A 21,427-nucleotide genomic window follows, 5' to 3' on the forward strand; every position below is an offset into this window, starting at 1 on the left:
CCGGCATATAGGCCTGCCTTGATGCACGTTTTTGACGCGCTTTTGCCATATTATTCGCTTTTGCCTCCGAAAAATAAGAAATAATCCCCTTTTAATAAAGAATTTAGCCTGTTAACAGCAAACCCTATTTAAGGTACTCACGGGTTTTAATCAAAGGAATTTTCATTCCATAATGCTTATTCAATGCTTTAATAAACTCGTTGGCTATTACAGCCTGCCCAAACGCTGTAGGATAGAAACCATCATTAGAATAAAAATTCCCTCCCGGGTATTTAAACTCCACCTGAACCCCATCATCCGTAATAAACTTCCCTTCCCTGATCTTTTTAAAAAGGCCGTGCAGGTCTACCACCGGAAAATTGTATCTCTCACTAAGTATTTCTATTTCTATATTTTTATAGCGCATATTATTATAGACCGAATTACTTACAAATTCGCTATAGTATGCTCTAACATCCATAGGCCCCCCTAATTTTGTTCGCTTATTTACAACAATGTCTTCTTTAAGCGCCAGGCTGACCCGCGGACTCAACAGCGAGTCAAGTGTGGAGTTCATCAGGAAAACAGAATTATCTAAATCAGTGTTAGAATGAAATACCAGGTCTCTTTTTACCAGCAGGCTATTATATACCTCTCTCGCCGTCACTACGTAAAACAGAGGAGTATCCATGGGGTCCGGAATATTGGCCACACACAAAAGCCTCTTCCTTTCCCCTGTTACTAAATTAGTAGTTCCCCAGGCCAGCCGCTGTTCATTATTTCCTATCGCCCCCCAGGGTATGATAGCATCGAAAGACCCTGCTAAAGCTTCTCCATTAACCATTTTCACCAGGTCTGTATAGCCCGATTCTAAGGTTACCAAATCTGCAGGGTTCTTTTCACAATAAACGGAATATTCGTTATCACCTAAACGGTCTGCAAAAATATTCTCTCCTCCATCTTTAAAAAGCTGTAACAATTGCCACCGCTCCGAGTTGGCTACCGCCCAGTTCTTCAACTGGCTTACCTCCCGGTTCTTTTCCATTTCAAAATCCTTCTCCGTGTTTACAGAAATGCCCAGGTTATTATTTACCAGCTTAAATTTTGGAGCCGGCCCGCCCGTAGGGTTAAAGTGGGTAAGCACTAATCTGCCTACCCCGTTCAGGTTTTGATGGGCAAAAGTGGGTGTTTTAAAGTCAGTCAACCCCATTTGCCGGGCAATTAATACCGGGTAGCTGGTTTCCATCCCGTCATTAAAGTAACCGCCATCTCTGAACCCTGCTGTTAAGCTGCTGCCGTATGCATAATATTGGAACGGTTTACCCTTGTTTTCCGACCGCTGAAATTCCCGTAAATCCAGTGAGGGCTGAGGAGGTGCTCCAGGTCTTACAGGCGGAATAAATACAGTTGTATCGCCCACAATCACCAAAGATTTGATAAAACGGGTTCGTTCCTTTAGGAGGGAAATCTCCTTTTCAACCCTGCTTTTTATAGTATCTCCATTAATGACATAAACATCAGGAACGTCTGATTTCAGGATATCCTTCTCCCCGCAGCTCATCAGACCTCCGATAACAAGTAGTAAATTTAGTAGCACTTTATTCTTCATTGATTTTTATAATACATTGATTCTATGATAACTAAAATGTAATGATTCTTTAATTAAATGATGTGTTATAATCTCATTACAATATTAAACCTGCACCGTCTAAACCATTTCTTGATTCAAATCAAGAAAAAATTGATTCAATTAGCCATAAGGCTACGTGATTCCTTTTATGACAAGTCCCGGAATCTATAAAGACAGACTAATCTCAATTTGTGTTTATTCAAGAAAGGGAGACGTCCTCCTTTTAACACAGCAAAGTTAAGGGGAGGTTTACACATAATCTCTTGATTTAAAATAAGAAAAAAATTGATTTGAATCAATTCGTGTAGTTACACAGTTTCATTTTCAACCGTATCTAACCTTCCATGATCCCTATTCCGAAACGAAACAATATATTGGCAATCACAGCATGACCAAAAGCACCGGGTCGAATACCATCGGAAGAAAAAAATCTCCACCCGGTCACTTAGCGCTGACCTGTATCCCATCATCGGTAACCATTCGGCCCGCATTGATTTTTTGTAAAGCTGGTCAATAAAAAAACAGGGCCGCTGCATGCAACGACCCTGTTTTACCGTAAGCGGCTTTTCTTAGTTTACTGAAGCTACTCTGTTAGTAGTAGTATTGATCTTAATGTCTTTGGAGATCACTTTTCCAGCCACTCTGACCTCAAAAGCATAATCTCCGTCAGGGAAACCGGCCAGGTTATACACCTTTACAAAAGCCGGAGTTTCTCCGATAACCTCGCGGTAAATTACATCACCGGCTGCATTCTTGATAGATACCGATCCCTTCTCAACCAGTTCAGGAATGGTCACTTTGAATTTCAGTCCGTCAACTACTTTCACCTCCACTTTCTTAGGAGCGGCAGGTAAAGATTCGTTTGCATAAGCATTGCCCAATCCGGCCAATAACGCCAATACGATTACAAGCTTTTTCATAATTCTTCTGGTTTTTTGATTATGTAATAAATTTGGTTTAATGTCTCGTTGTTCTGACATCACAAAGGTAGATAACTTACTTAATTCGTGTCAATTACCTGAAAAAAGTTCCTTCCAGGATGCTACGAAAATATTAGAATAGTACCACAGTTCTATAAAAAGTACAAGCATTCGTTTGAAATCTCATAGGGTTACCTTTCCAGCTGATTTTCAGGCAATTGCACTTAACTAAGAAATCTATAGGACAACTACCCGGGGAATGTACTTTTTTTCAGGAATTCTTACAAATCAAAAAAACAGGCAAAACGCTTGTATTTGATCATTTCTAAAGTAACTTTCACTTTTTAGACACCCGTAGCCGGGCATCCGGTACATATACCCGGAACTATACACTCGGAACCAGTATACATACATGAAAAAACCTGACCTTTCTTTCTGGCAGATCTGGAACATGAGCTTTGGCTTTTTAGGCATACAATTCGGATTTGCCCTGCAGAATGCCAATACTTCCCGTATTTTCGAAACCCTGGGCGCCGATGTCGATAAAATCGGCCTGTACTGGCTGGCTGCCCCCGTGACCGGCCTGCTGGTTCAGCCGGTAGTCGGCTATTTTTCAGACAAAACCTGGACCCGCTTCGGGCGTAGAAAACCTTACTTTATGATCGGGGCCCTGCTGGCCTCGCTGGCCCTGCTCATCATGCCCAATTCACCCGCGCTCTGGGTGGCCATAGGCACCCTCTGGATCATGGACAGCTCCATTAACATCAGCATGGAGCCGTTCCGCGCTTTTGTAGGCGACAACCTGAACGAAAAACAACGCCCGCTGGGATTCTTTACCCAAAGCTTCTTTATCGGCCTGGGGGCGGTGGTAGGCTCTGCCCTGCCCTATATTTTTACCAACTGGATCGGCCTTTCCAATACAGCCGGACCCGGTGTGATCCCCGAATCGGTCAAATGGTCGTTTTACTGTGGCGGTATTGTATTCTTCCTGGCCGTGCTCTGGACCGTGCTGCGCTCCTCCGAATACCCGCCGGAAGAGCTCGAAAAATTTGAAGGAAGCGTATCTTCCGAAACCGCCGTCACCGATGTACCCGTACAGAAACAAATGATTTACGGGCTGGCATTCCTGGCGGCAGGGCTGCTCTCCTGGCAGCTGATCAGCATGAACGGGCTCGACAAAGAGCTGTTCATTCTCTCGGGCGGTGTGGCCTTAACCGGCCTGTTGTTTGTACTGGCGGGTTTGTTGCGGCAAAACCGTATCTCCAACGGCTTCACCGAAATCATTACCGGCATGCTGGATATGCCGGCCACCATGAAGCAGCTGGCCCTGGTACAGTTTTTTACCTGGTTCGCTCTTTTTGCCATGTGGATATACACCACCCAGGCTGTTACAGGGCACGTGTTCGGGTCGCACGACCCTACCTCAAAAGTATACAATGACGCCGCCGACTGGGTGTCTGTTATGTTCTCCTTCTACAGCCTGGTATGCGCAGTAGCCGCTTTCGGCCTGCCGAGGCTGGCGGCAAAAATGGGCAATCAGAAGGCCCACCTCCTGGCGCTGACCCTCGGCGGACTGGGCCTGATTTCCATTTATTTCGCCACTGACCGGACCCACCTTATCCTGGCCATGACCGGGGTGGGAATTGCCTGGGCCAGTATCCTATCCGTACCGTATACGCTCCTGTCTAACTCCCTGCCAGCCGCCAAAATGGGGTATTACATGGGTGTGTTCAACTTCTTTATCGTAATTCCACAGATTGTGGCAGGCACTATCCTGGGCTTTGTATTAAAGACCTTTTTTAACAGCGAACCGGTCTACGCGCTCATCATCGGCGGGATTTCCATGATTTTAGCCGGGCTGCTGACCTTGCTGGTGAAGGAATGAAAAAGCCTTGAAATTGTCGGCAGTGAAAGGCCGGGGAGTCAAACTCGGGGAAGCAGCGGCCGGATTACCGGCCGGTTGGATCAAATGCTCTAAAATGAGCCTGGCGCCTGCGGCCTCCCACTCCCGGAAAACGGAGCGTTTGTTTGTATAACCTGCCATAAAACGGATAAAATCAGAGACGGCAAATGTATTGCGGTACAAGCCGGCTCCTGACCGCTCCCCGTCTATGGCGTTACAGGTTTGCTCGTAGTGGTTTTTTATGGGTACCATCAGCACGGGCTTGCCCAGCAGCATGGCTTCACAAACCGACTCAAAGCCTGCCGTAGAAATAACCCCTTTGCATTTCTGCATCATTTCCAGGAACCGGGAGCCGTTTATCCGATGAAAAAACAGGTTGGGTGAGACCTCCTCCACCTCTTCCTCCTGGGGCCTGTCTGAAAAACAGTGAATACGGTTCACAGGAAATCTTCTTTGCCAGCCGGCTATCTCATCGGCCATGGTTTGCTGGGTCACGTAGGCCAGGAAATAATCTCCCGGCCCGGGATCCAGCTTTTTTACCTCATCTCTCAGAAGTGGCGGAACAAGGTGGATATTTTTATCCGGCTCACCGGCATAAAACGATAAAGCCAGCCTCTTTTCAGCACCCAGGGCGGTAATGCGGCTGTTCAGGTTCACTAAAAAACGGTTCAGCCGGTTGCCCTCCGGGTGAACAAAATCTTTGTGCAGCATTAAATACTGGTGAGCAATGCACACCATCGGGGCCTTTTTCCGGAACAGCACCTGGTGCAGGCCTCCCAAAACATCGTAAAAATTGACGATAACATCGGGCTGAAGCTCCCGGATGCAGCGATCTATCCGGAAAAGGCTGCTGCAATACTGCCGGAAATGCCGGAAAAGAGCCTTGAAAGTATTGGGTAAAGAAAGCGCCCTGGTCTTCCGGCTGTAAGCCAGTCCCGGACTGACGAAAGGTATGATCTCTGCCGGGAAGGCCTCCCGGAAAAACGCCTGGACCCGGTGACCGCTCCCGGAGCCTACCAGTGCCCCCGAAACCTCGTGGCCCTGTTTTTTGATGATCTCTGCGAGGGCAATGGCCTGGGTCAGGTGCCCCCGCCCTTCTCCCTGCACAATGAAAAGAAATTTCATCCCGTTATGGCCAGTGAAACCGTTAAAGGAGCTTCCTGTTCCACCTCTTTTTCCCGGAAATAAATCAGCTCCCAGTTGCCTTCGTCATCTTCAACCAGCGCAGAAAGCGACTCCACCCAGTCGCCTGAATTCAGGTACAGCACCCCGTTGATGTCCCGGATGGCCGGCTGGTGGATATGCCCGCAGATAATGCCGTCGCACCCTTTGGCACGGGCCATTTCCGACAGCTTCTCTTCAAAGTCTGTAATGTAATTCACGGCCTGCTTAACCGAATTTTTGATCTTTTGCGACAGGGAGAAATACGGCAATCCGCGCCAGGTACGGTAGCGGTTATACTGTTTATTCAGCCAGAGCAGGAAAGTATAGCCCAGGTCGCCCAGGTAAGCCAGCCATTTCATGTGCAACGTCACGCTGTCGAACACATCGCCGTGGGTTACGTAAAATTTCCTTTCCCCCGATTTAAGAATATAATCTCTCCGGATCTGGAAATTTTTTCCTATCACCAGCGGAAGCACATTATCAAGAAAATCATCGTGATTGCCCCGCAGGTAGATCACCTTGGTATCGTAGCGGTCCATCATCTTCAGCACCACCCGGAAAAACCCGGTGTGCTTTTTCTTCCAGGAGCCGTACTTTTTCAATTGCCAGCCGTCAATGATGTCGCCGTTGAGAATGAGCCGGTCGCAGCGACACGACTTGAGAAACTCCGTCACCTCCCGGGCTTTGGATCCGCCGGTGCCTAAATGAAGGTCAGAGATGACTACGGTGCGATATCGGTTTTTCATATACGCAAATATCTGCACCGGAAATTACCTGGTAATTAAGGGATTGTTACCAGACCGTTAAATAAGTGAAAAGATAAAAGTGAAAAACTAAAAGCTAAGGAACATTCTGTATTTATGTGAGGATTGTGATAAGTGAAAAGTTAAAAACTAAAAACTAAAAGTTAAGGTACATTCCGTAATTATATGCAGAAATGTACCTTAACTGTTCACTTTTAACTGTTCACTTTTAACTTATACCTTCCTACACCGTCATCAGCGTCAGGTTATTCGTCCTGTGCTGCTTTCCGAGCGGGTAGCTCGACATGTTGATAAACTTATCTCCTTTCACCAGCAGCCCTTTCTTCTCAATGAACTTGTTGGCTTCATCGATCAGGATAAGCTCGTTATCGGCGTGCTCAAGATCTTTCTGGGAAAACGCATTCACTCCCCAGTACAGGCTGAGCTGGTTAAGCAGCTTTTCATTCCCGGTAACGATATAAATCTGCGATTTGGGCCGGTGGTGCGACAAACGGAAAGCGGTATACCCCGATGTAGTTACGCCTACAATGGCTTTCACCCGGAGGTCACGCGCCAGGCGACAGCCCATCATGATCACGTTATCGTTGTCTTTTTCTATCGAAACATAGTTCGGGTCGGTCACCCGGGTATGGTGCCGGTAATACAGCACCGACGGGTCCCCGTATTCTTCAATATGCTGAATGGTACGGGTCATGGTCTGTACCGCCAGCAACGGGTACTTACCGGAGGCGCTCTCTGCGCTCAGCATGACCGCATCAGCACCATCAAGAACGGCATTGGCCACGTCGCCCACTTCTGCCCGGGTAGGGGTCGGGCTGTCGATCATGCTTTCCAGCATCTGGGTAGCCACAATCACCGGCTTCACGGCCAGGTGGCATTGGCTGACCAGCCTTTTCTGGATGATCGGCACCTCTTCCGAGGGCATTTCAACGCCCAGGTCACCCCGTGCCACCATCACACCGTCAGCGGCATCAATGATCTCGTCCATATTCTGAATGGCTTCGGGCTTTTCCATCTTGGCAATTACCCGTGCCTGCGATCCTCTTTCCCTGATGTATTCTTTTATCTTCAGAATTTCTTCTGCCGTACGTACAAATGACAAGGCTACCCAGTCCACATCATTCTCCAGCCCGAATTCCAGATCCCGGAAATCTTTATCCGTTACCGAAGGCTGCGAAATATTGGTATTGGGCAGGTTAACCCCTTTCTTCTGCTTTAACAGGCCCCCATATACCACTTCGGTGATCACTTCGTGGGTCTCTTCGTTGATCTCTATTACCTTCACTTCCAGCTTCCCGTCGTCCATCAGGATCCGGTCTCCCGTCTTAACATCGCGGTACATCCCGTCGTAAGGAGTGCTGGCACGCTCCGAGTTTCCTACAATATCTTCATTGGTAAAAATAAAGCGACTTCCCTTTTCAAGCGGAACACCGGCATTGCCGCCTTCCATCAGTCCTACCCGGATCTTCGGGCCCTGAAGGTCCTGCAGAATGGCACAGTGAAACCCATGCTCACGGTTGATCTTCCTGATTCTTTCTATTCTTACTTTGTGCTCCTCGTGGGTGCCGTGCGAAAAATTAAGCCGGAAAACATTTACTCCTGCCCTCGCCAAAGCAATCAGCATTTCTTCACTTTCCGAGGCCGGACCCACCGTAGCCACTATTTTGGTCTTCTTTATCATTACTAAAAAACGGTTTTTACCACTTCTGACAGGCTTTTATTCCTGAAAAACAAAAAATACGGGCGTAAAATTAGACATATTCATTCATAGTAACAGAATAAAATATCAGATACTTTCTAAATGATTGGCATATTATTCTTAATTGGCCCTTTCGGGTACCTGATCCTTTCCTTCCCTGCTGAATTTCCTTACTTTTGTCCCATCGTTAATCTACCCTTAATAGTGAATATGAGCGAGAAAATTTATGTGTTTGACACCACGCTGAGAGACGGCGAACAGGTGCCGGGATGCCAGCTGAACATCGACGAAAAGATCATGATAGCCAAAGAGCTGGATAAGCTGGGTGTAGATATTATTGAAGCCGGTTTCCCCGTATCAAGCCCCGGTGACTTCAGGGCCGTGGAAGCCATTTCAAAGGCCGTGGAAAACGCTACCGTATGCGGGCTTACCCGGGCGGTAAAAAATGATATTGAAGTAGCCGCCGATGCACTGAAACATGCCCGGAAACCGCGTATTCATACGGGTATCGGGGCTTCAGATACCCATATCAGATACAAATTCAGCAGCACCCGTGAAGACATCCTGCAGCGGGCGGTAGAGGCCGTTAAATTTGCCCGGACATTTGTGGAGGATGTGGAATTTTATGCAGAAGACGCCGGCCGTGCCGACATCGAATTCCTGGCCCGGCTGACCGAGGCCGTGATTCGTGCCGGGGCCACCGTGGTCAACCTGCCCGATACCACCGGTTACCTGCTTCCCCACCAGATGCATGAGCGCATTACCTACCTCATGAACCACGTACCGAATGTAGATAAGGCCATTCTTTCCATGCATAACCATAACGACCTGGGGCTGGCCACTGCCAATACCATTGCCGGCCTTACCGCCGGGGCACGCCAGGTAGAAGTGACCATCAACGGCATCGGGGAAAGAGCCGGGAATACCTCGCTTGAGGAAGTGGCCATGATCCTGAAGCTTCATAAGCAGCTGGGACTGCACACCGACATCCGCTCGGAAATGCTGGCTCCGCTCAGCCGCCTGGTTTCCAAAACCATGCGTATGCCGGTACAGGCCAACAAGGCCATTGTTGGCCGCAATGCCTTTGCCCACTCTTCAGGTATCCACCAGGACGGCTTCCTGAAGCATGCAGAAACCTACGAGATCATGACTCCACAGGAAGTAGGCGTAGACAAATCAGACATCATCCTGACCGCCCGCAGCGGCCGGCACGCCCTGAAGCACCGTCTTGCCCTGCTCGGCTACGAGCTGGAAAAAGAAGAGCTCAATACCGTATATGAGAAATTCCTGGAACTGGCAGATGAAATCAAGGAAGTAAATGACGGCGGCCTGGTGAAGCTGATGAAAGAGCTGCAGGGGGTGAAGGAGTAGGTAGTTCCGGGTAGATAGTTCCGAGTAAGTAGTACCGGGTAGTTACTTCCAACTCTTGCACTATTTTAATATTGTATCCCGGTTGATTTTTGTAGCTTTGCCCAAATTTTAAATCGGTATGATGTTTTTAGAATTTGTGCTGGCTTTTCTAATCGGTTCTGTCCCAACCGCTTATTGGTACGCTAAATACGTTCATCACCTCGATATCCGGCAGCACGGCAGCGGGAATATCGGGGCGACCAACTCCCTGCGCGTACTCGGTAAAAAGGCCGGCATAATTGTATTATTTATTGATATGCTGAAAGGATTGATCCCGGTGTTGATCGCCGGAAAACTCGGGTTCACCCCCGAAAACATCCTTTTGACCGGCGTATTTTCTGTTCTGGGACATCTCTTCTCCCCCTTCGTGGGCTTTAAGGGCGGTAAGGGTATCGCCACCGGCTTCGGGGTGATCCTGGCCTTTTCACCGTGGGCCGCCCTGATCAGCATAGCGGTTTTCGGCATAGTGCTCTACTTTTCACGCTATGTTTCGCTGGGGTCTGTATGCGGTGTGCTGGCTTTCTGGGTGTATACCTGCTTCCAGGCCGGAAACTCCCCGAAAATGCTGATCATAGCCACGGTTCTGGCAGCATTGCTTATTATCTCTCACCGCAAAAACCTGGCCCGCCTGTTGAACGGTACAGAAAACCGGCTCTCCGGTAAACGCTGAACAGGAATCAGCCTGTTCTCCTGTCCGGAACCAAACATCCCGAACTCATCCCTCCAAACTAACCACCCGGTACTCGAAACTCGTCACCCGGTACTACTTACCCGGAACTATCTACTCGGCACTAACTACTCGGTACTAACTACTCCAACACCTCCTTCAACACCTGAACAGACCTCACCCCGGTAAAACCGTCTACATGCAGCCGGTAAAAATCAAGCAGCCGGTCCAGTGCAAACATTCGCTGGCTTTTACCGATATCCAGTTTCCCGCCGAACGGCATCTCCAGTATCTTTTGCAGCACGGCCTCCTCCCCGGTTCCCATAGGTATGCTGTTTTCCTGCAGCTGCTTCCGGATATCGCGGGCGGTCTCCGGCCCGAACCCCAGGTAAGCGCTCAGGCTCATCAGGAAAAAAAGATGAAAATTTTCTACCTGCTCCTCCTGCTCCTCCAGGAAAAGCAGGGCTTCCTGCAGGAAATTGAAAAGAGCCGGGTTCCCGGTATGTTCACGAAGGGTCAGCCCCAGGATCTCTGTAACGAACATGCCCAGCGTCATCTTCTTGATGTCAGTGGGAATATGAAAAAACGGGTGTCCGCAGCGGATCTCCGAAATACGTTGAATCTCAACTCCCGGCTTGAAATACACGACCAGGTCAACCAGGGTCAGGGGCTGAAAGAGGGCGATTTTTCCCTTGCTCCGGGCACTCCGCACCCCGTTTTCCACATACGTCTGCAAACCAAACTCTTCCGTATAAATCTTTACGATGATAGAGGTTTCCTTATACCGGATATAATTTAAAACGATCCCCCTTGTTTTATGCAACATGACCTGCCAGGAAAAGAATAACCGCCACCCACAATACCGTCACAAAGCCCATATACCGGATCAGTAATTTCATGTTCAGTATATTGGGTGGATTCACACTGAATATAAAGGCTTCCACGTACTGCTGGTTCCGGAACACCCGCGCCAGCATCAGGCCCGTGGCCACCAGCCCGGCCAGCGCAAACAACAAATGAACCGCTATGAGAAAAGCGAGGAAATAATTCCCCTGCTGCACCGGGTCTGGCACCGCCCGCTGCACCGGCAGCACCATGACCTGCAAAACCACAAAAAAAACGCTGCAGGCAAAAGACGCCCCCAGGCAAAACCGGCCCGCTGCAAACCGCTGCAACCGGGAGAACCGGGCGCTCAGCACCAGGAAAACAAACGCAAGCACCAGCACACCTGCAGCCGTATACACCAACGACCCCGGCTCGGGTGCGGCGATAAGGCCCGCCCGGAGATTCTGCCTGAATTTGTACAGGGAATACAGCATTACCCCCAGCATAGACACCATGCCCAACACCAGCAGAAAACCGTAAGGTTCGTATCTTTTTATCTCCTTTTCATCGCTCATTCCTCAGAATCCGCTATATTTAACTCAAATTTAGTGGCAAAAAAAGAATACCAACTTTAAAAGTTAAAAAGTTACGTGAGATCTTCATCCGGAATTGCTTTTCTAATCCTCTGCCTGATGCCGCTGGTAAGCTCGTTCGCCCAGGGTATCTGTACCGATAGCCGGTATGCGCCCGGTGGATTTAAGCTGAGCAGCAACGATATCTGCCATAACGAAACCGTCACCGTCACCAACACCGCCGATGTAAAAGATGCGGTATACTACTATAACTACCGGGGAGAGTCATACGAAGAGGTGCTCGCGTCGGGCAGTCCTGCCCTTGATCTGCGTGCCGTTGAAAAACCGGGTCTTTACCAGGTGATCCAGGTAGGCAAAAAAGACGGGAAAGAAACCGTGTACTGCCTCCCGGAAAAAATAAAAGTGCGGAACTCCAGCACGCCGGTCTTCAGCTACACCTATTGCACACACCCCACCGTGCTGCAGATCAGCATACCCGCTCACCCTTTAAATGACTATTCAAGCTATAAAATTACCATCAACGACGAGGTCCATACCGTAGCGCCCGGCAACTCGCCCTACAGCTTCCCGGTACAGAACGTAACCAATAAGCTGACCATTGCCGGGCAGGGTGGCAGTAAAACCTGCTCCTCACCGCCCATGACCACGGTAATTCCACCGTTTAATCCCGCAGGAAAAGACTTTGACTACTACCCGGAGATCAAAGAGCTCAAAGTGCTGGAAGACAAGAGCATCAGCCTCGACTTCCGGGGGCAGTACGGCCAGACCTACAACCTCTTCAGGTACCCGGCAGGCCAGCCCAATGTAGGGCTTACCCCTGTCAGAAACAACCTGGATCCTGCCGTGGACGACCGGATAGCCGATACTCCGCCGAATCCTGACCTGGTCTATTGCTACTTTATTCAACCTGCTATGGCCGACTGCGGGCTGTTTTCTTTGCGCTCAGGCGACATCTGCTCCGTACCGCTCACTTCACCCCTGCCACCTACCACAACCACTGCGTACCTGCAATGGCGCAGCCATGCCGTTGGAACGGTGGCTTCTGATGTGGTGAAGATCAGCGACACCCAAACCGAAATAATACCGGTAAACGGGCTCACTACCTACCAGGATGATCACCTCGACTGCTCAAAAAGAAACTGCTACCGCATCCGGGTAACCTACTCGGGCGTTGTCAGCGGTGCCAATTTCTCGGGCAGCAGCCTCTCTAACCAGATCTGCACCGACCACCGCGTTGATCTGACCGACTTTCCCTCCGGGGCATACGTCACTACCCAGGGCACGGAAAACCGTATAAATTTTGAAGGTAACGGGCTAAGCCCCTATACACTGGACCGTTGGGAGCTGTTTAAGCACGACGGCACCGACTATGCCCTGGCCGAAGTACTGCCGGCAGACGGACCCACGGTGTACATCACCGACCCTGATGCGGTCACCAAAAGTGAAAAATACAAAGTGCGGTACGTGGACCAATGCGGGAACGCTTCCGTCTTCACACCCGAATTCAGCTCCGTATTCCTCTCGGAAAGCGGCAACAGCACGCTCAACTGGACGGCCGCCGTTCCGTTTGCCGAAGCCGGTATCAATCACTATAGCATCATTTATTACGAAGGCGACACCCCCTCCGGTCCCCCACTGGGTACCCAGCAGGCAGGTGCTTCCATCCACTCGCACGCCATCAACACCGCCGCCTTTAACAGCACCGGCACTTTCGTGGTAAAAACCATAAGCAGCGACGGGCGGGAGTCATCTTCCAACCCGGTGACCTTTGCCGTTAAGGGTGCTCTTTTCCTGCCTACTGCCTTTTCGCCGAACAACGATAACACCAATGATACCTTTGCCGCCGTTGGCAACCTGGCCAGCATCCGTACCTTCCGCATGGAAATTTTCAGCTCCTCAGGCCAGAAAGTAGCAGAAGTGCTGGATCCCACCAAAGGCTGGGACGGCCGCCTGCCCAACGGTGAGCGGGCCCTCTTCGGTAATTACCTCTATACCCTCAAAGCCGAAATGGTCAACGGGCAGGTGATCAGCAAGAACGGAAGCTTTGTGCTGCTCTATTAGTAATTCCGGGTGGAGAGTAATGGGTGGGAAATAACGGGTAGAGCTGGCATCTGTCAGTTCGGGTGAAGACGGGAACCAGGTGCCTCCCGACAGCCTCACTGGCAAACTCCGCACTTTCATGCTCGTTTATGCTCGAGGTGACAGAAGATACCTCACCCGGAACTCTCTACCCGGAACTCTCCACTCGGAACTCTCTACTCAGAACTCTCCACTCGGAACTCTCTACCCGGAACTCTCCACTCGGAACTCTCTACTCGGAACTCGGAACTAATTCGTATCTTTGCCCCTAAATCGGGCATAAATGAAAACCAAGGGCAATAAAAAGGCGAAAATCAATATAGTAACACTGGGTTGTTCCAAAAACCTGGTCGATTCCGAGCTGCTGTATACGCAGCTGCGGGGAAACGGCATGAACGTTACCCATGAATCGGCTAAAGATGATTCGCAGATCGTGGTGATCAATACCTGCGGGTTCATTGATAATGCCAAGCAGGAAAGCATTGACACCATTCTCCGGTATGTAGACGCCAAAGAGGCCGGCCAGGTAGAAAAAGTATTCGTAACGGGCTGCCTGTCGCACCGGTACCGCCATGAGCTGGAAACCGAGATCCCCCAGGTAGACTCCTGGTTTGGCACCAATGAGCTTCCCCGGCTGCTGAAAACCCTGAAAGCCGATTACAAGCACGAGCTGATCGGCGAGCGCCTGCTGACCACCCCTTCCCATTACGCCTACATGAAAATTGCAGAAGGCTGTGACCGGCCCTGCAGCTTCTGCGCCATTCCGCTGATGCGGGGTAAACACGAGTCCAGACCCATAGACGAGCTGGTCCTTTCGGCCCGGAACATGGTGGCCAAAGGCACCAAAGAGATCATCCTTATTGCCCAGGACCTGACCTATTACGGACTGGACCTCTACAAAAAAAGAAACCTGTCAGAGCTCCTGGCCCGCCTTTCCGATATTGACGGCCTGGAATGGATACGGCTTCAATACGCCTATCCCGCCGGGTTCCCGATGGATATACTGGATGTAATGGCCGAGCGTTCCAACATCTGCAAATACCTGGACATGCCCCTGCAGCACGGATCGAGTGAAATGCTGAAAAAAATGCGGCGGGGCATTGACCGCCCCAAAACCGAGCAGCTGCTCCAAACCATCCGCGAAAAAATTCCCGGCATCCACATGAGAACCACCCTTATTGTGGGGCACCCCGGTGAAACCGAAGACATGTTCGAAGAAATGTACCGTTTCGTTGAAGCGCAACGCTTTGAGCGTCTGGGAGTTTTCCAGTACTCCCACGAAGAGCAGACCCATTCCTACTCGTTTGAAGACAATGTTACCCCGGAAGAAAAGCAGGAAAGAACCGACCTTATCATGGAATTGCAGCAGGGCATTTCCGAAGAAAAGAACAAGGCCAAGATAGGGCAGGAATTCCGGGTGCTGATAGACAAAAAAGAAAGCGGCCACTTTGTGGGCCGCACCGAGTTTGACTCGCCTGAAGTAGACAATGAAGTGCTGATACCCGCCGAGCATTATGTACGTATCGGCGACTTCGCCCGGGTAAAAATCACCTCGGCCACCGAATTCGACCTTTACGGCGTCCCCGTTATCTGAGATACCGCGGGAACCGCGTAAACCGCAGTCCTACGGCAAAATCAAGCCGGCTCAGGCTGATGGGTTCGGCCAGGTCACGCCGGCCCACGGTGCCCCCGTAATCCAGGCTCTTTAAGCGGCCGTAATTGTAGCCGCATTCAAAGCTCAGAATAACGTCACGCCCGGTTTCATTACTCCCCAGCAGGAAATCAATACCCAGGGTAGCGGCTCCTCCCCAGGTGCCACCCCTGAACACATACTCCATCTGGTTTTCCACTCCTTTGTCGCTGTAAAAATAATACCCGGGGCTTACCGTAGCCACAATAAACGTCTTATAGTCCATTCCTATCCGCCCCAGCAGCGTGGCCCCTGCAAACTTGTGGTTCACTTTGCTTTCCAGTGAGCCCGTACGGTAATCACTGCCCGTTACCCGGTTAGGAAAATCAAGCCGGTTGTTCTTGTTCGCTGACTGGTAGCTGTGGTAAGCTACGCCTATTCCCACGTGGTCATTCAGGAAAACGGCGGCATCCACCCCGTAGATCCATCCTCTTCTCAGCTTCTCATTGAACAGGCCAAACGGTGTATTATCTGTATTTTCGTCAATAATATTGCCCAGTCCGCCCTTAAAGCCGATACGGTATTTAAGATAATTGGTGAATTCGGTCTTTCCTTTCAGCGGCGACACGTATTCATCTGATGCGGCCTCTTTTGTTACGGCTTCTTTCGCTATGATTTCTTTTGTTGCGGCTTCTTTCGCACCGGTCTTTTCTTCTGTCACGGGCCTTGTATCCGGGCTTCCGGCCGCTGTTTCCCGCTTATCTGCCGGGCTATTGCCGGCTGTCTCTCTCTTCGTCCCGGTTGTACTGCTCTCTTTACCAGCCGGCATACCGGCTGCAGAACGGCTCACGGCGGTTTCCTTACTGGCTGAAACAGCCGGGGTGCTTTCTTCTTTCCGGGTGGCCACCTCCTGCAAAGACGGCGACTCTTTCCGCTCCGTTGCCGGTACGGAGGCTTCACGGGCAGGCGGATGGGTATCCTGTTCCGGCCGGGAAGCGGCCTTCCGCGCCGTTGAACGGGCTGAGCTGCTGGCTACCGCCGGCTCCTTTTTGCCGGCAGTGAGATCCTCCGGGAAATAATTGTATTTAAACGAAGAAATGAGTGTTTTGAATATCTCGGTTTTTACCTGCTTTCCTTTTTCATTCACATACATATAGCTGAACCGCATGGAAGATTCATCCACGATACGGCAACGGATCTGCTCACCTGCCTGGGTGATGATCAGGTCACGCATGGCGGCCTCCCGCTGGGCAGCGGCTCTGAAAGCAATCAGCAATAATAATAAAGTAAATATCCTTGAAAACATAGACTCCTTCTCACATTTAGCACACCCTGTAAACTAAAACGATACACCGGTCGGTTTCCGTGCAGAGAACAAATCCCAAAAATCATACCATTCATCGGATTTTAAAAAAAAGTGATTAAACGGCATAAAATTTGCATTAAAATTTGCAAAAGTCTCAAATAGTTTAGATTTTTGACACAGAACTACGGGCAGTAGCGGCTTTCCTCTGAAAAATCACCCTCTTACCCCGTGAACATTTTTCATCATTAAAACACTTATTTGATACAATATGGTATAAAACTCTACGTTAACTAATGTGAAAATATAATGGACAAAAACAAAGTTAACGAAAGTGAGCTTATATCTGCTTATATCAGAGGAGATGAGAATGCTTTCACTATTCTTGTTAATCGATACAAATCTAAAGTTTACACTACCATTTATCTTGTGGTAAAAGACAGCTACGTAGCTGAAGATCTTACCCAGGACACCTTCATAAAAGCCATTAAAACGCTCAAGGAAGGGAGGTACAATGAAGAAGGTAAATTTTTGCCGTGGATACTCAGAATAGCTCACAATCTTGCCATTGACTATTTTCGAAGAGCAAAACGTTATCCAAACGTAGTATTTGAGGATGGTAGCAGTGTTTTTAACTCGCTGAATTTTGCAGAAGATTCCATTGAGTCTGCTCAGATAAAAAAAGAGTCTCATGAACATCTCAGAAGCCTGATCAAAAAGCTGCCCCAGCAGCAACGCGAGGTATTGGTGATGCGGCACTACGAAGACCTGAGTTTCCAGGAAATCGCCGAAGCCACCGGAGTGAGTATCAATACTGCCTTAGGACGTATGCGTTATGCTCTTATCAATCTGCGAAAATTGATGAGTAAAACAAAATATGCCTATGACACAAACCTTTACATCGACTCAGAATGAGATAATACGTTATGTTTACAACGAAACCTCCCCTTCTGAAAATCTTCTGATCGAAGAATGGATAGCCGGTGATACCGAAAACCTGGATTTCTACCTCGACTGCCTCCAGTTAAAGGAAGAAATGGATCAGATAGAGCTTGTCCCGAAAGACATCACATTAGAGCGGATATTTGATTATTCGAGAAATTATAAGCCTGCTGTTTAAGCAGGCTTTTTTCTTTACATCAGTCCCAGCAGCTTTGCATATTTCATCATGGCGCCGGGGTTTGATATTTTCAGCTTACCTGTCATCATGGCCATCATGGGGTTGGTATTGCCCTGAATGATCGACAACAGGTCGTCTTCCTTCACCGTGATGTTTACTTCCGGGTCATCTGCCGGCCCCTCTCCCGTCTCAATCTGCTGATCTTTTACCGTCACATGCATCTGCCGGCCCTTCAGGTCAAAATTGATCCGGGTATCTATTCCTGCCAGATCTTCCGGCTTTACTTTCCGGCTCAGCGAATCAAAATAGTCGTTAAGTGTCATGTTTATTGTTAAATATTATGCAAGCATACCGTTTTTAATCCGGATCTGCAAATACGGCCAATACTTTTCCATCCGGGCCCGCCCAAAATACTTTCGGGCACAAATTTCCCGAAACCTTTAATTTAAGGCCTAAACAGGCAAAATAAGCAGACATAATTGTCTTTTTATAATAAAAAATACCCTACTTTTGTAGCTAATTTAACCGTTGAAAATTAAAAAAATGTTCCGGTTTTGTTACTTTTTCCCTAAACACCGTCAAAATTGAAATTCTCAAAATATAGCACCCATAAAGATGAGGAGCTCGTGGCTCTTTATGTTACCAGCCAGAGAAACGAGTATTTTGAAGAAATTTACGAAAGGTACGTTAATAAAGTTTACCGTAAATGCTATTCATTTGTTTATAACCAGGAAAAGGCAGAAGATCTGACGCATGACATCTTCCTGAAGCTGATTGTGAAGATCGGAAGTTTTAAGGAAACGTCAAAATTTTCTACCTGGCTGTATTCCATAACCTATAACTACTGTATGGACCAGATAAGAACAGGGAAACGGAAAACAGAAGTAGCATTGTACGATAATATGGAGATCAGCGATGAAGATGACGGCGATCAGCTGGATTTTCATGGCAATGAGATTTCGAAAAGCATGAAGCAGATGGCGGCAGACGAACGCGCCATTTTGCAGATGAAGTACCAGGAAGATTTTAGTATCCGGGAAATTGCCGAAACGCTTAAGATTACGGAAAGTGCCGTTAAGATGAGGCTGATGAGAAGCAAAGAGAAGCTAAAGAAGATCTATCTGGAAAACATAGCTGTCTTTGTGCTGATTATAATGAAGATACTAAGTCTGTTTGAAAATGATAGATGAAAAAGATCAGTACGATGAAGAGCAACTAAACGCCTCACCACATCTTAAAAAACTTCTGTTGTCGGAAGTAGACCTCATCCGCGACGCTTTGTCGATTCTCGGGGTTTTTACCGATGCCAGTCTGAAAACCGGCCTGAAACTTCTGGAAGACGTTGAGAACGATATACCATTAAAAAACCATGAATGAGTTTCCTGATATTAAGCAAATTCTGATTAATACTTTCTCGAAGTTAATCGAGCAGTCGAGTACTTTTATCTCCAACCTGATCAGCGCCGTGCTGATCATGTCCATCGGTTGGGCCATTGCCAAAATAACCTCATTCATCTTCGGGTCTTTCCTGTCGAGAGTAGGCGTGGACAAGCTGGGCGAAAAAATCCAGAACATGGAAATGCTGAGGAAATACCAGCTTGACTTCAAGTTGAGCAAGGTATTGTCGGTCATTCTCTACATCCTGATCATGCTCTTCCTGTCGGTGTCTGCCGCTGACACCCTGGGCGTTCCGGCCATTTCCAACATGTTCATGATGCTGGTTGACTTCATTCCGAAGCTCGGCGTGGCCATCATGATGACCCTCCTCGGGCTTTTCGTGTCTGACCTGGCCCGGAAATTTGTAGAAACCCTCTGCAAATCGTTCCGGATTTCTTCGGGCAAGCTCATCAGTATGGGCGTCTTCTTCTTCCTGAGCTTTATTTCCGTGATCCTGGCCCTGGGTCAGGCCGGTATCAACACCAAGCTGCTGGAAAGCAGCTTCAATATCCTCGTGGCGGGCCTGGTGCTGGCTTTCTCCATCGGCTACGGCATTGCGTCGAAAGAAATCCTGGTGAACATCCTCAGCTCCATTTATTCCCGTAAAAACTTCCGGGAAGGCGACCTCGTGGAGATCCTGGGTGTAAAAGGCACCATTCTCCGCATGGATAACACCACCGTGGTATTGAACTCCGAGGGCGCTGAAGTATCTTTCCCATTACGGGTTCTGCAGACTGAAAAAATAACGCTGTTCCATAAAAATCAATAATTCCAAGCTTATGAAAAGAATAACACTACTTCTGTTTTCCCTGTGCCTGGCCGGCTATAGCTATGCCCAGGAAGTTCCCAAAGCAGACGATGCACAAAAAAAAGTAGGCGATGCCATGTCTTCCAAAGACCTCAAGGGAGAGTTCAAGGAAGGCTGGAATAAAGCCTCAAGCTTCGGCACCACCCTGAACATGACCGGCTTCAGCCAGAGCTGGAAACAGGTAAACACCGGCGTGGTAGGAAACACCAACCTTCATTTTATACTGAAGCACCAGAATGCGCTGGTTAAAGGCAAAAATATCTGGATCAACGACTTTGAAGGCCAGCTGGGTTTCCAGAGCAGCGGCAAAAACCCGACGACCAACAAGCGGGAATTTAACCGGAACATCGATAAGCTCTTCCTGAACTCGCAATACGGAAGAAAAATATCCGATAAGATATCGGCCTTTGCCGAAGGGAACTTCATCTCCCAGTTCCTGGCGGTGAAAGACGACGAAAGCGAAACCAAAAGAAACATCGCCTCCGCCTTCATGACTCCCGGCTACCTGACCATTTCTACGGGTATTGAATACCGCCCTGCCGATTATTTTACCGTTAAGCTGGCACCCATTGCCAACAAATGGACTTTCGTCAGCAATAAAAATGTAATTTACGACACAGAGACCGGTCATGCCTATGGGGTGAATATAGCCGAAGGGAAAAAATCCCTGTCGGAATTCGGTTCCCAGCTTACCCTGGGCTTCAACAAAGAAGTGGTGAAAAACGTTAACCTGGGTTTCCGGTATAACTTCTTCAAAGCCTGGAAAGATACCGAAGGAAACAAGAACAAGCCGCTTGACCACCGTTTAGACCTCCTGGCTACGGCCAAGATCAACAAGTACCTGAACGTGAATTTTACCTACATCGGTATACTGGATAAAGATGTATTTGACCATAAAGCGTATAACAATACCACTCCGAAGCCTACTGATCCCGTAAAATCCAGCTGGCAAAGCGCAAGCGGTTTCGGAATAGGTTTCCTGGCAAGTTTTTAACCTAAACCCGTAAAGCTATGTTCAAAGAGTTCAAAGAATTTATTATGACCGGCAACGTCATTGACCTTGCCGTAGCCGTGATCCTGGGTGCCGCCACCGGCGGAGTAGTCAATGGTTTCGTAGAAGACATCGCCATGCCTGTTGTGGGCTTTTTTACCGGCGGTGCCGACTTCTCCAACCTCAAATATGTGCTTACCCCAGCAGCTATGGGTGCTGACGGCGTAGCCATCCCTGAAAATGCCATCCGTTACGGTGCCTGGATCAATACCATTATTAACCTGGTGACCGTGGGTTTTGTGCTGTTCCTCATTGTGAGAGCCTACAATAAAGTAAGGAAACCTGCAGCTCCCGAAGCACCGGCAGGCCCTACTGAAGTGGAGCTCCTCACCGAGATCAGAGACGCGCTGAACAGGAGTTGACAATTGACGATTGGCTCAGGTACCGCTCTCGGAAAGCATCCATCGGAAATTAGATCATCGTGTACAAAAAAGGGGAAAGTCGG

21 protein-coding genes are annotated in these 21,427 nt (G+C 48.8%); 12 read left to right on the forward strand and 9 right to left on the reverse strand.

Annotated elements, in window-relative coordinates; genetic code table 11:
- Positions 1-124 precede the first annotated feature (124 nt).
- On the reverse strand, positions 125-1,588 hold the full coding sequence (locus tag AB2U10_RS14685; RefSeq protein ID WP_367915595.1) for an SGNH/GDSL hydrolase family protein: 1,464 nt from the start codon (positions 1,586-1,588) through the stop codon (positions 125-127).
- Positions 1,589-2,178: 590 nt separating this feature from the next.
- The gene (locus AB2U10_RS14690; protein WP_367915596.1) at positions 2,179-2,529 is read right to left on the reverse strand and encodes a hypothetical protein; all 351 of its coding nucleotides are present in this window, start codon (positions 2,527-2,529) and stop codon (positions 2,179-2,181) included.
- A gap of 412 nt (positions 2,530-2,941) precedes the next feature.
- On the opposite strand from AB2U10_RS14690, the gene AB2U10_RS14695 reads away from it, so the two are divergent.
- Positions 2,942-4,414, forward strand: a complete 1,473-nt coding sequence (locus tag AB2U10_RS14695) for an MFS transporter (RefSeq protein WP_367915597.1) — start codon at positions 2,942-2,944, stop codon at positions 4,412-4,414.
- On the opposite strand, the gene AB2U10_RS14700 is transcribed toward AB2U10_RS14695, so the two are convergent.
- The 3 genes from AB2U10_RS14700 to pyk form a co-directional block, all read right to left on the reverse strand.
- The gene (locus tag AB2U10_RS14700) at positions 4,379-5,557 is read right to left on the reverse strand and encodes a glycosyltransferase family protein (RefSeq protein WP_367915598.1); all 1,179 of its coding nucleotides are present in this window, start codon (positions 5,555-5,557) and stop codon (positions 4,379-4,381) included. The two genes, AB2U10_RS14695 and AB2U10_RS14700, sit on opposite strands and share 36 nt — an antisense overlap.
- Positions 5,554-6,342, reverse strand: a complete 789-nt coding sequence (locus AB2U10_RS14705) for a UDP-2,3-diacylglucosamine diphosphatase (RefSeq protein WP_367915599.1) — start codon at positions 6,340-6,342, stop codon at positions 5,554-5,556. Before AB2U10_RS14705 ends, AB2U10_RS14700 begins: the two co-directional genes overlap by 4 nt.
- Before the next feature lie 241 nt (positions 6,343-6,583).
- Positions 6,584-8,041 (reverse strand): pyruvate kinase, encoded by a 1,458-nt coding sequence (pyk, locus tag AB2U10_RS14710; RefSeq protein WP_367915600.1) that lies wholly within the window; start codon positions 8,039-8,041, stop codon positions 6,584-6,586.
- Between the two features lie 228 nt (positions 8,042-8,269).
- Between pyk and AB2U10_RS14715 the strand changes: the two genes are divergently transcribed.
- Together AB2U10_RS14715 and plsY are read left to right on the forward strand one after the other, a co-directional pair.
- Positions 8,270-9,430 (forward strand): 2-isopropylmalate synthase, encoded by a 1,161-nt coding sequence (locus tag AB2U10_RS14715; protein WP_367915601.1) that lies wholly within the window; start codon positions 8,270-8,272, stop codon positions 9,428-9,430.
- A gap of 118 nt (positions 9,431-9,548) precedes the next feature.
- Positions 9,549-10,139 carry a glycerol-3-phosphate 1-O-acyltransferase PlsY gene (gene plsY / locus AB2U10_RS14720; protein WP_367915602.1) on the forward strand — a complete coding sequence of 197 codons (591 nt, stop codon included), beginning with the start codon at positions 9,549-9,551 and terminating at the stop codon, positions 10,137-10,139.
- Between the two features lie 139 nt (positions 10,140-10,278).
- Here plsY and recO read toward each other — a convergent pair whose 3' ends face one another.
- Positions 10,279-10,962, reverse strand: a complete 684-nt coding sequence (recO, locus tag AB2U10_RS14725) for a DNA repair protein RecO (RefSeq protein WP_367915603.1) — start codon at positions 10,960-10,962, stop codon at positions 10,279-10,281.
- A complete protein-coding gene (locus tag AB2U10_RS14730; RefSeq protein ID WP_367915604.1) occupies positions 10,952-11,536 on the reverse strand; it encodes a hypothetical protein in 585 nt (194 codons plus the stop codon). The genes recO and AB2U10_RS14730 overlap by 11 nt, the downstream gene beginning before the upstream one ends.
- Before the next feature lie 75 nt (positions 11,537-11,611).
- Here AB2U10_RS14730 and AB2U10_RS14735 point away from each other — a divergent pair, with 75 nt between their 5' ends.
- Together AB2U10_RS14735 and rimO are read left to right on the forward strand one after the other, a co-directional pair.
- A complete protein-coding gene (locus AB2U10_RS14735) occupies positions 11,612-13,615 on the forward strand; it encodes a T9SS type B sorting domain-containing protein (protein WP_367915605.1) in 2,004 nt (667 codons plus the stop codon).
- A gap of 301 nt (positions 13,616-13,916) precedes the next feature.
- Positions 13,917-15,227: a 30S ribosomal protein S12 methylthiotransferase RimO gene (gene rimO / locus AB2U10_RS14740; RefSeq protein WP_367915606.1), complete on the forward strand. Its 1,311-nt coding sequence runs from the start codon at positions 13,917-13,919 to the stop codon at positions 15,225-15,227.
- Here the strand turns inward: rimO and AB2U10_RS14745 are convergent.
- Entirely contained in the window at positions 15,220-16,569 is a 1,350-nt protein-coding gene (locus tag AB2U10_RS14745; protein WP_367915607.1) for a hypothetical protein, read from the reverse strand. The genes rimO and AB2U10_RS14745 overlap by 8 nt on opposite strands.
- Positions 16,570-16,875: 306 nt before the next feature.
- Between AB2U10_RS14745 and AB2U10_RS14750 the strand changes: the two genes are divergently transcribed.
- Together AB2U10_RS14750 and AB2U10_RS14755 are read left to right on the forward strand one after the other, a co-directional pair.
- Positions 16,876-17,481, forward strand: coding sequence for an RNA polymerase sigma factor (locus AB2U10_RS14750; protein WP_367915608.1), 606 nt, complete (start codon positions 16,876-16,878; stop codon positions 17,479-17,481).
- On the forward strand, positions 17,450-17,686 hold the full coding sequence (locus AB2U10_RS14755; protein ID WP_367915609.1) for a hypothetical protein: 237 nt from the start codon (positions 17,450-17,452) through the stop codon (positions 17,684-17,686). Before AB2U10_RS14750 ends, AB2U10_RS14755 begins: the two co-directional genes overlap by 32 nt.
- A gap of 14 nt (positions 17,687-17,700) precedes the next feature.
- Here AB2U10_RS14755 and AB2U10_RS14760 read toward each other — a convergent pair whose 3' ends face one another.
- Positions 17,701-18,009 (reverse strand): SCP2 sterol-binding domain-containing protein, encoded by a 309-nt coding sequence (locus tag AB2U10_RS14760; RefSeq protein WP_367915610.1) that lies wholly within the window; start codon positions 18,007-18,009, stop codon positions 17,701-17,703.
- 261 nt (positions 18,010-18,270) lie between these two features.
- On the opposite strand from AB2U10_RS14760, the gene AB2U10_RS14765 reads away from it, so the two are divergent.
- From AB2U10_RS14765 to mscL, 5 genes are read left to right on the forward strand one after another with little or no spacing between them, the layout of a single operon-like run.
- Positions 18,271-18,876 (forward strand): RNA polymerase sigma factor, encoded by a 606-nt coding sequence (locus AB2U10_RS14765; RefSeq protein WP_367915611.1) that lies wholly within the window; start codon positions 18,271-18,273, stop codon positions 18,874-18,876.
- Positions 18,866-19,063: a hypothetical protein gene (locus AB2U10_RS14770; protein WP_367915612.1), complete on the forward strand. Its 198-nt coding sequence runs from the start codon at positions 18,866-18,868 to the stop codon at positions 19,061-19,063. Before AB2U10_RS14765 ends, AB2U10_RS14770 begins: the two co-directional genes overlap by 11 nt.
- A complete protein-coding gene (locus AB2U10_RS14775; RefSeq protein WP_367915613.1) occupies positions 19,056-19,892 on the forward strand; it encodes a mechanosensitive ion channel family protein in 837 nt (278 codons plus the stop codon). Before AB2U10_RS14770 ends, AB2U10_RS14775 begins: the two co-directional genes overlap by 8 nt.
- Positions 19,893-19,902: 10 nt before the next feature.
- Complete coding sequence (locus AB2U10_RS14780; RefSeq protein ID WP_367915614.1) at positions 19,903-20,925, forward strand: DUF3078 domain-containing protein; 1,023 nt, start codon at positions 19,903-19,905, stop codon at positions 20,923-20,925.
- Positions 20,926-20,942: 17 nt separating this feature from the next.
- Positions 20,943-21,344 carry a large conductance mechanosensitive channel protein MscL gene (mscL, locus tag AB2U10_RS14785; RefSeq protein ID WP_367915615.1) on the forward strand — a complete coding sequence of 134 codons (402 nt, stop codon included), beginning with the start codon at positions 20,943-20,945 and terminating at the stop codon, positions 21,342-21,344.
- Positions 21,345-21,427: the final 83 nt, after the last annotated feature.

It is taken from the genome of Leadbetterella sp. DM7, from assembly GCF_040829825.2.
Classification (GTDB): Bacteria; Bacteroidota; Bacteroidia; order Cytophagales; family Spirosomataceae; genus Leadbetterella.

What these genes read in the sequence shown, in the direction of transcription:
- AB2U10_RS14690 (WP_367915596.1), bottom strand. Translation starts at nt 2,529, where the DNA reads ATGAAAAAGCTTGTAATCGTATTGGCGTTATTGGCCGGATTGGGCAAT.
- rimO (WP_367915606.1), top strand. Translation starts at nt 13,917, where the DNA reads ATGAAAACCAAGGGCAATAAAAAGGCGAAAATCAATATAGTAACACTG.
- AB2U10_RS14685 (WP_367915595.1), bottom strand. Translation starts at nt 1,588, where the DNA reads ATGAAGAATAAAGTGCTACTAAATTTACTACTTGTTATCGGAGGTCTG.
- AB2U10_RS14730 (WP_367915604.1), bottom strand. Translation starts at nt 11,536, where the DNA reads ATGAGCGATGAAAAGGAGATAAAAAGATACGAACCTTACGGTTTTCTG.
- AB2U10_RS14780 (WP_367915614.1), top strand. Translation starts at nt 19,903, where the DNA reads ATGAAAAGAATAACACTACTTCTGTTTTCCCTGTGCCTGGCCGGCTAT.
- plsY (WP_367915602.1), top strand. Translation starts at nt 9,549, where the DNA reads ATGATGTTTTTAGAATTTGTGCTGGCTTTTCTAATCGGTTCTGTCCCA.
- AB2U10_RS14755 (WP_367915609.1), top strand. Translation starts at nt 17,450, where the DNA reads ATGACACAAACCTTTACATCGACTCAGAATGAGATAATACGTTATGTT.
- AB2U10_RS14695 (WP_367915597.1), top strand. Translation starts at nt 2,942, where the DNA reads ATGAAAAAACCTGACCTTTCTTTCTGGCAGATCTGGAACATGAGCTTT.
- AB2U10_RS14760 (WP_367915610.1), bottom strand. Translation starts at nt 18,009, where the DNA reads ATGACACTTAACGACTATTTTGATTCGCTGAGCCGGAAAGTAAAGCCG.
- AB2U10_RS14715 (WP_367915601.1), top strand. Translation starts at nt 8,270, where the DNA reads ATGAGCGAGAAAATTTATGTGTTTGACACCACGCTGAGAGACGGCGAA.
- AB2U10_RS14775 (WP_367915613.1), top strand. Translation starts at nt 19,056, where the DNA reads ATGAATGAGTTTCCTGATATTAAGCAAATTCTGATTAATACTTTCTCG.
- AB2U10_RS14745 (WP_367915607.1), bottom strand. Translation starts at nt 16,569, where the DNA reads ATGTTTTCAAGGATATTTACTTTATTATTATTGCTGATTGCTTTCAGA.
- AB2U10_RS14700 (WP_367915598.1), bottom strand. Translation starts at nt 5,557, where the DNA reads ATGAAATTTCTTTTCATTGTGCAGGGAGAAGGGCGGGGGCACCTGACC.
- mscL (WP_367915615.1), top strand. Translation starts at nt 20,943, where the DNA reads ATGTTCAAAGAGTTCAAAGAATTTATTATGACCGGCAACGTCATTGAC.
- pyk (WP_367915600.1), bottom strand. Translation starts at nt 8,041, where the DNA reads ATGATAAAGAAGACCAAAATAGTGGCTACGGTGGGTCCGGCCTCGGAA.
- AB2U10_RS14750 (WP_367915608.1), top strand. Translation starts at nt 16,876, where the DNA reads ATGGACAAAAACAAAGTTAACGAAAGTGAGCTTATATCTGCTTATATC.
- AB2U10_RS14705 (WP_367915599.1), bottom strand. Translation starts at nt 6,342, where the DNA reads ATGAAAAACCGATATCGCACCGTAGTCATCTCTGACCTTCATTTAGGC.
- recO (WP_367915603.1), bottom strand. Translation starts at nt 10,962, where the DNA reads ATGTTGCATAAAACAAGGGGGATCGTTTTAAATTATATCCGGTATAAG.
- AB2U10_RS14770 (WP_367915612.1), top strand. Translation starts at nt 18,866, where the DNA reads ATGATAGATGAAAAAGATCAGTACGATGAAGAGCAACTAAACGCCTCA.